This is a genomic window from Dolichospermum circinale AWQC131C (assembly GCF_000426905.1).
Taxonomy (GTDB): Bacteria; Cyanobacteriota; Cyanobacteriia; order Cyanobacteriales; family Nostocaceae; genus Dolichospermum; species Dolichospermum circinale.
The window spans coordinates 7,735-16,205 of sequence record NZ_KE384624.1 but is presented as its reverse complement, the minus strand read 5'-3'; the positions used below and the strand labels follow the sequence as shown (position 1 = coordinate 16,205).

Here is an 8,471-nt window from a genome sequence, read left to right as displayed (position 1 = left end):
TATTACTTTAGAAAAGTTCTTAATGATGCCGGAGACCAAGCCCGCGTTAGAGTTCTTGGCTGGAGACATTATTCAAAAACCTATGCCTAAAGGAAGACACAGTTGTTTACAGTACGAATTATGTAATGGAATTAATCAGCTTACAAAGAAGGGGAAGTTAGCCTATGCTTTTCCTGAACTCAGGTGTAGCTTTGGTAATCGGTCAATTGTTCCTGATATAGCAGTTTTTACATGGGAGCATATTCCCTTCCTGGCCAATGGAGAAGTCCCAGATAGATTTGGACAGTCCCCGGATTGGGTAATTGAGATTCTTTCTCCCGAACAGAAACCAAATAAAGTGATTGGCAATATCTTACATTGTATGGAGCATGGGTGTAAATTAGGATGGTTTATTGATCCTGATGATTTAAGTATTATAGTATTTTTATGCGATCACCAACCAATGCTGATGGAAAAAAGCGATATTCTGCCTGTATTGGCGGGAGTAGAGTTAAAATTAACTGTTGATGATGTATTTGGCTGGTTGAAAATGGCTTAATTAAGCAATACCTTAGACAAGTTATCTCCTCGCCACCAATGTTAAATTAGTCCTTATGGGGATGCCATCGCAGGATACTATGACTGAATCAACATTGCCTAAACTAAATAACCCACAGATAGATAGTTTATCACCAGATTTTGTTAAGCCGCCGACACAAGACGAATTACTTTACGATGATGGCATTCCCATGGAGACTTACCGCCATAAACTACAAATGGATTTACTAGTTGATCCTTTGTCATATTGGCTACGCGATCGAGATGCCTTTGTGGGCGGAAATATGTTTGTTTATTTTAGCCCCCATCAATTAAAAAATCACGATTTTCGCGGTCCAGATATGTTTGCCGTGCTAGACGTTCCCAAAGGGGAGCGTAAATGCTGGGTAACTTGGGAAGAAGGTAAAAGTCCAGATGTAGTAGTAGAGTTACTGTCTGCAAGCACCGCGTCGCGGGATAAAACAGAGAAAAAAGAAATTTACCAAAAACGGCTGCGAGTACCAGAGTATTTCTGGTTTGATCCCTTTAACCCTAGTGATTTTGCTGGGTTTAGTATGGGTAGTGATGGTTATGAGCCGATAATTCCCGATGGCCAAAATAGACTGGTTAGTAAGCAGTTAGGGTTAGCCTTAGTGCAGTGGTCGGGGGTGTTTGGCTATGCCGATACTGTTTGGTGTCGGTGGGCAACTTTGGATGGGGTTCTTTTACCTACGGAGCATGAACTAGCCCAAGAAGCACAACAGCAAGCCCAGGAAGCACAACAGCAAGCCCAAGAAGCACAACAGCAAGCCCAAGAAGCACAAGAGCAAGCTCAAGAGGCTCTACAAAGAGCAGAAGGAGCAGAATTATTACTAGCACAAGAGCAACAGAGAATGGAAAAGTTGCTCGCACAATTACGAGCAAAGGGAATAAATCCCCATGAACTCTAGTAGAATCGAAAAAACTATCAAGAATTTCTCTAAAATCACCATTGGCAAAATCTAGTACACTAGGGCGTAAATAGCATGACCATTAAAAGCTCAAAAAAAATTTGATTAGACATCTCCAAAAAAGATTGTAGAGACGTTCCATGGAACGTCTCTACAGGGTTTTCAGGTCAAGCATCTTTAATTTTTGGAGATGTCTATTGATGACAAGGCTTGAAAATGGTTTATTCACTTACGCCGTGCTGTACTAAAATGAAATAACCCGGCATACAAACCATACTCCCCAAAGAGCAAAATCATGTCTTATAATCAGTACAAAAATATTGCCCAAGTCTTAGGGGACTTTCCTTTAACTTATCAAGAAGAGAATTTCATCCAAGAAAATCCCTTAGAAATTGATGATTACTTTCGTAATCGTTTTGAATTAGTTTTACGGGAAGGGGTTGTATTTAACTCAGAGTATGCTATTTGTGAAGGTGTTATTTTTCCTATTTTAATTGAAATTTGGCAAAAGTATAAGGATAAGTTATTAGTATGGAGTCATCAGCCATTAAATTTTGATGAAAGACTATCAGGTATCCCTGATTATATTGTTGCTAAAAGATCACCTAGAGGAAAAATTGTTTTTGAGTCTCCTTATTTGATATTGGTAGAAGCTAAAAAAGACAACTTTGAAGAAGGTTGGGGACAATGTTTAGCCGAATTAATTGCCGCTCAGAAGATAAATAATCAACCGGAACAATTATTATATGGTATTGTTTCTAATGGTAAAATATGGGAATTTGGACAATTACGAGAACAGGATTTTATTAAAAATATCCAAGAGTATAGTATATCGAATTTAGATAAATTATTTGCCGGACTTAACTTCGTTTTTGGACAAAGTTAGTTTTAGTTAGTTCTTTATGCCGGGAAATATGCCAAAAATGAAAATTAGACCTTGCTAAGTAAATTAACTTTCAAAAAAAAGTTGTCATTTCTTAAATCAAGTGATAATCTAAGAATAATTATTGCAAAAGTTTTTTAGTTAAAGATGATGTATTTGGCTGGTTGAAAATAGCTTAACTATGAAAATAATAAATGTCTCTTAAACAATCTGCTGTATCTGGTGTTAGGTGGTCTTTAGTTGCTCAAATTGTCCGACAGATAATGCAGTTTTTAACCACTGCCGTCTTAGCTAGATTACTGTCTCCTGGTGATTTTGGTTTAGTAGGCATGGCAACAGTTACAACTGGGTTTATCAGTATATTTAATGACTTAGGCACATCCGCAGCTATCATTCAACGCAAACAAATTTCTGATTCCCTTGTTAGTACAATATTTTGGGTTAATGTAATTATTGGACTATTGGCAAGTCTGATTCTTTTAGTTTGTTCACCCTTAGTGGCGATCTTTTATCGAGAGCCAAGAGTAACAGAAGTTTTAAGGGTTCTTGCCTTAACTTTTATAATTTCTGGTTTTAGTATTGCTCATAAAGCAATTTTAGAAAAAAAAATAGCCTTTAGTATTTTAGCTAAAATCGAAATTATTTCCGTTATTTTAGGATCTATCACAGGTATTAGTTCTGCATTTTTGGGATTGGGAGTATGGAGTTTAGTCGTACAAACACTAGTGTTGGTTTCTAGTACATCCATACTTTTATGGGTTACAAGCCAGTGGAAACCTCAGTTTGTTTTTTGTGTAAACGATTTAAGGGAAGTCAGTAGCTATAGTTTGAATCTAACTGGATTTAGTGTTTTTAATTATTTTGTTCGCAATGCCGATTATATTTTAATCGGTAGGTTCTTAGGTTCCCAAGATTTAGGCTACTATACGCTGGCCTATCGTCTTATGCTTTACCCACTCCAAAATGTATCGAGTATTATTGGCAGGGTTATGTTTCCCGTTTTATCTCAATTTCAAGATGATAATGTTAAATTTAGGAGTGTTTATTTAAAAGCGATTGCAACAATCAGCTTAATTGTGTTTCCTGTGATGACAGGATTATGCGTATTAGCGAAACCTTTTATTTTGGTAGTGTTTGGCCAACAATGGCGACCTGTAATAATATTATTAATAATCCTGTCCCCTTTAGGTATGATACAGTCTTTAGCATCGACTGTAGGTCATATTTACAATGCTAAAGGGCGTACAGACTGGTTGTTTATTTGGGGTATAGTCACAGGATTCCTAGCTATTATCGCTTTTATAATTGGTTTACATTGGGGAATTATTGGAGTTGCTTCTGCCTATGCAATTTATTATATATTCTTGGTAAGTTATCCGTGTTTTGCCATTCCTTTTCGTCTCATTGAATTACCCATGAGTGAGTTCGGATTATTGATTTTGCGACCTTTGGTTGCTAGTCTACTAATGTCGATAGCTATTTTAGGAATAAAAATTTTATTGCCTACTACTTTAGTAAGTGTCTGGATATTAGCAATTTTAGTCCTGGTGGGAATTATTAGCTACTTATTTGCCAGTTGGTGGATTAATAGGCAACAATTACTAGAACTACTCAAGTTTATAAAACCTTAAAGGTATAGTAATTAATAGAATAGTTATAATTTTTTGGTATTAAAATCTGTTAAAAATTTCTAGTAGAAATTTTTAACATTTGTGTAATAGGTGTAAAATAGTGATGAATAAATTTTTAATTAAAATTAAACGTATGTCAACAGAACAGGCGATTGATAATATAGAAAAAGATTTTTTAATGCTGAAAATCAGCATTAATAATATAGATAATTTTGGGTGTAGAAAAGCTATTCTTAATGCTTTAAAGAAAAACATAACTTTTTTTTCAGGTACTCTCTTAGACGTGGGAGGAGGCTATATGCCTTATAAATCCCTGTTATTACAGCCACCAAGTCAGGTTGAAAAGTATATTGGCTTAGATTTACATGATAATATCTATGCAAAACCTGATATCACTTGGGATGGCAAGCACATTCCTTTACCAGATTCTTCTATAGATTGTGCGATTGCTACTGAAGTTTTTGAACACTGTCCAGAACCAGAGATAGTGATGAAAGAAATCGAGAGAGTTTTGAAGCCAGGGGGTATTTTATTTTTTACAGTTCCGTTTTTGTGGCCACTTCACACTGTTCCCTATGATGAATATCGTTACACACCTTTTGCATTAGAAAGACATCTTACTAACGCTGGATTTGACACCATTCAACTGCAAGCTTTAGGTGGGTGGGATGCGTCTCTGGCTCAAATGTTAGGATTTTGGGCACGCCGAAGTTTTAGATTTTCTAAAACAGATAATATCCTTCAAAAGATCCTGAAAAAAACATTTCAATTATTATTTTCTGTAATACTCTTACCCATAGTTTGGGTAATGTACAAATTAGATACACCTCCAGAGGAATTTCAGGAAAGTTCAATGATAACTGGGATATCTGGTACGGCTAGAAAATCATTGGCAACAAACCTATTAAGTAAGTCGGCACGATAAAACCGATGTATATGTAGTTTTGTAAAAAACCTGGAATGATTTATTTTCAAGGTATTTAAGGTATTTGTCGTTTTTACATTTCGTTACATAGATTGAATTTTTAACTTCAATTTACTGAGTATCCAGAGGAGGAAATTAAATGTTAAATTCATTAACCAGAAAAATCTGGCGAATTAGCCAATATACTACAAGTATCTTCAAGAAAGATAAATATGAATGTCCACTGTGTGGCTATGTTGGAGCATTCTTTGACGTTAATCCCCCAACAGGTTATCGCAAAAATTGTTTATGTCCTAGATGCAATTCTGCTGAAAGACATCGGTTGCAAAAACTGGTTTGTGATACCATTTTTGAAGATTTTGATTCTAGCCATGCAAAAATTTTGCATTTTGCACCAGAACCTTATTTTGCTAAATACTTCAAGAGCAAATTTAGAGATTATACAAGTGCAGATTTAATGATGGAGAATGTTGATGTTAAATGCGACATGACTCAACTTCCTTTTGAGGATGGAACCTTCGACTTTATTTTTGCTTCTCATGTGCTAGAACACATTAGCAATGATATGAAAGCACTTTCGGAGATTAAAAGGATTTTGAGACCAGGTAAATCCATCGCAGTTTTGCCCGTACCTATAGTTTGTGAGAAAACTCTCGAATATTCAGAACCAAATCCCTTAGAAAGTGGACATGTCAGATCTCCAGGGAAGGACTATTTTGAGAGGTATTTGAAGCATTTTGCTAATGTAAAAATTTTTACATCTTCTGATTTTGCGGAATCATACCAAACATTTATTTATGAAGCAGATAATACTTTAGGAGATAAACGGGATGATTATGTTCCCGTTTGTTTTCTGTAATTTCTCATTTTGACTGAGATAAAACCTTAATAAGACTGTGTCTTACAATGCCGTGAAGTGGCTAATTTTAAATCATGACTCTTGCTGTGATCGCACCAAACCTTGGCGCTATTTCTGAAACCTTTATCCGACGACATATGGAAGATTTACTTCCAAGAAATACTGTTGTCATCGCATCTAACAATCAATTTCCTTATTGTGGACACTGGGATGTTGAATGTCCAAAATTGATTTTGTCTTGTTTTAGCTTGGCTGAAAGAGGATTTGAGAAAGTTCTTGAGAAGCTCTGGCCCGGATACATTAAATTTAGCCCTTTCGTAGAAAAGTTTTTGCGCCAGCATAATGTCAACGTTATTTTGGGAGAGTATTTAGATAGTTCTGCTAGATGGCTTCCTTTGTCCCGAAAGTTGGGTATCCCTTTTTTTGCCCATGCTCACGGATTTGATACTTCTGCTCTTTTGCGTCAAAAGAAATGGCAAGTTGAATACTTAAACTATAACTACGCTGCTGGAGTAATTGTTGTGAATCAAGTCATGCGTCAAAGACTGATAGCTTTGGGTTTAAAACCTGAAAAGATTTACGTAATCCCTTGTGGTGTTGATGTGCCTTCTCAGCCTTTTTCCAGACCAAGTCAGCAAGAAATTGTTCGCTGTTTGGCGGTGGGGCGCATGGTACCTAAAAAAGCACCGCTTCTGATGCTCGATGCTTTTCGTCGCGCTACCGAAATTTATCCTGACTTACATCTTGATTATGTAGGTACAGGGGATTTATTTCAATCCGTTCAAAAATTTATTAGAGATTACAATTTAGAACAAAAAGTGACATTACATGGGAGCCAACCTAATCAAATGGTAAAACAACTAATGAAAGAAGCAGATATATTTGTACAGCATAGCATAACTGATCCTGAAACGGGGGATGAGGAGGGTCTGCCTGTGGCTATTTTAGAAGCGATGGCATATAGTTTGCCTATTGTTTCCACCTATCATGCAGGAATTCCTGATGCTGTAAAGCATGACGAGACAGGATTCTTAGTACAGGAAGGTAACAGTAAAAAAATGGGTGAATATCTCGTTAATCTGGCTCGTGACATTGATTTACGGCATCAAATGGGCCAATTGGCTTGGCAGAGAGCGCAAAGCTATTTTTCATGGCAGGTAGAGGCTCAACAACTGAGACAAATCATGGGACTTTAAGTAATGAAAACACACATGCAAAATCTTGCAGTACCTCAAGAAAATGTTAGCAATGTCAATCAATACATTATTGTTTTCTTATGTATAAGTTTAGCAGTTTGGATTTACGTGCCAATAATTGGCATATTTCCATTACTTTTATTTATCCAGCTTAACTTGTTAAACAATAAAAACCCAGGAAAAAGAATCGGTTTGATAAATAATTTACTTTTAATTTTAGTAGTTTTTACAATCTGTGTTTTTTTTACATCTTATACAATTTATTCAGATCTTATACAATATGTTCAAACATATGAACAATTAGGAAATATGAATGCTTTTGAAGCAACAGTTTCCTATGGAACGGGAACTGAATTTATCCCATTTTTGATTGCGTATTTTGTGTATCACTTGACAAGTGGTTCTGTTTATGCTTATCTGTTTGCCCATGCACTTATTATTAATGTATTAATTGTTTTCGTGATTAGCAAAAGACTATCAAGAAAGTACTATCCAGTTATACTAATGCTAGTTTTCTCAGCCCCATTCTACTACTGGCAAATTATAATCATGAGACATGCTTTATCTAACACATTTTTAATGGCAGCCATTTCCTTGATGGAATCTTCCTCTATTTCATTTTTATCTTTCTTGATACTTAGTTTTTTTTCTCATTCATCAAATCTTATAAATATTTGTATATTATCTTATTTTAGATTTAGTGAGTTTAATATTTTTAATTTTAAAAGTAATTTTTCTGTAGTCAAAAACTATAAAAAGGCTAAAAGCACTAAAATCAAATTTATATCATTGATTTTTGTAATTATTTTATATGTATTTTTATCTGGAAAAGCTTCTATATCTGCATTTTTACCATTAATTTTACCAATATTATCAAATTTTGGTAAAGTAAATTATGGTATAGAAAATAGGCTAACTAATTATGATAATTATGGTAAGATGATAGGTGGGAGTATTTTTGATATCACAATTTTTATATTCATGACAATTACCGTTCTTTTCTTTTTCTTAAAAAGAAAAGAATTTTCAAGAAAATTATTATCATTAATAACTATTTTTTCATTGCAAATGATTTCATATTTTTATGGTACAGTTAGTCCAATAAACTGGAGAATTTATTATTTGTTACTTTCAATGTCTGGAATTTTCTATCTACCTCTAATAGAAATGGAAAAAGGTTTATCTTCGATAAATGGACGTAATTATAAAAATAATATTTTTATAATTAGTATAGCTATTGTTATTGCTTACAACATTTTCATGTTATTTAGAGGTCTGGCGGGAGGCTGGATAGTTGCAAAAGAACATATATTTTTTAATGGTAGTCCTTTACAAAATACTATATTTGACTATATAGTATTTTTCATCAATGCCAATGCTACCTGAAGGGTGGAAATTATAGCTGAAAAGTTTATAAAGGCCTTATAAGGCAAGAATTTGAAAGCGTGACAGAGCCTTGATTTCAAGGTACTTTGCCCCCGGTCAGCAATAGGACTCCAATTACCTGGTTA

Annotated in this window: 8 protein-coding genes; all 8 read left to right on the top strand. The window is 34.8% G+C overall.

Features of this window, described 5'->3' with window-relative positions:
- The first annotated feature begins 1 nt into the window (after position 1).
- Positions 2 to 538, top strand: coding sequence for a Uma2 family endonuclease (locus ACIR131C_RS0115185; protein ID WP_028090887.1), 537 nt, complete (start codon positions 2 to 4; stop codon positions 536 to 538).
- Between the two features lie 79 nt (positions 539 to 617).
- Positions 618 to 1,466, top strand: a complete 849-nt coding sequence (locus tag ACIR131C_RS0115180; RefSeq protein WP_155963138.1) for a Uma2 family endonuclease — start codon at positions 618 to 620, stop codon at positions 1,464 to 1,466.
- A 295-nt stretch (positions 1,467 to 1,761) separates the two neighbouring features.
- The gene (locus ACIR131C_RS0115175; RefSeq protein WP_028090885.1) at positions 1,762 to 2,352 is read left to right on the top strand and encodes a hypothetical protein; all 591 of its coding nucleotides are present in this window, start codon (positions 1,762 to 1,764) and stop codon (positions 2,350 to 2,352) included.
- Positions 2,353 to 2,543: 191 nt separating this feature from the next.
- The gene (locus ACIR131C_RS0115170; protein ID WP_028090884.1) at positions 2,544 to 3,980 is read left to right on the top strand and encodes an MOP flippase family protein; all 1,437 of its coding nucleotides are present in this window, start codon (positions 2,544 to 2,546) and stop codon (positions 3,978 to 3,980) included.
- 103 nt (positions 3,981 to 4,083) lie between these two features.
- Positions 4,084 to 4,905: a class I SAM-dependent methyltransferase gene (locus ACIR131C_RS0115165; RefSeq protein WP_196811780.1), complete on the top strand. Its 822-nt coding sequence runs from the start codon at positions 4,084 to 4,086 to the stop codon at positions 4,903 to 4,905.
- Positions 4,906 to 5,044: 139 nt separating this feature from the next.
- Positions 5,045 to 5,764: a class I SAM-dependent methyltransferase gene (locus tag ACIR131C_RS22900; RefSeq protein WP_051347578.1), complete on the top strand. Its 720-nt coding sequence runs from the start codon at positions 5,045 to 5,047 to the stop codon at positions 5,762 to 5,764.
- A gap of 74 nt (positions 5,765 to 5,838) precedes the next feature.
- Positions 5,839 to 6,960, top strand: coding sequence for a glycosyltransferase family 4 protein (locus ACIR131C_RS0115155; protein WP_028090882.1), 1,122 nt, complete (start codon positions 5,839 to 5,841; stop codon positions 6,958 to 6,960).
- 15 nt (positions 6,961 to 6,975) lie between these two features.
- The gene (locus ACIR131C_RS0115150) at positions 6,976 to 8,346 is read left to right on the top strand and encodes an EpsG family protein (RefSeq protein WP_028090881.1); all 1,371 of its coding nucleotides are present in this window, start codon (positions 6,976 to 6,978) and stop codon (positions 8,344 to 8,346) included.
- The last annotated feature ends 125 nt before the right edge of the window (positions 8,347 to 8,471 follow it).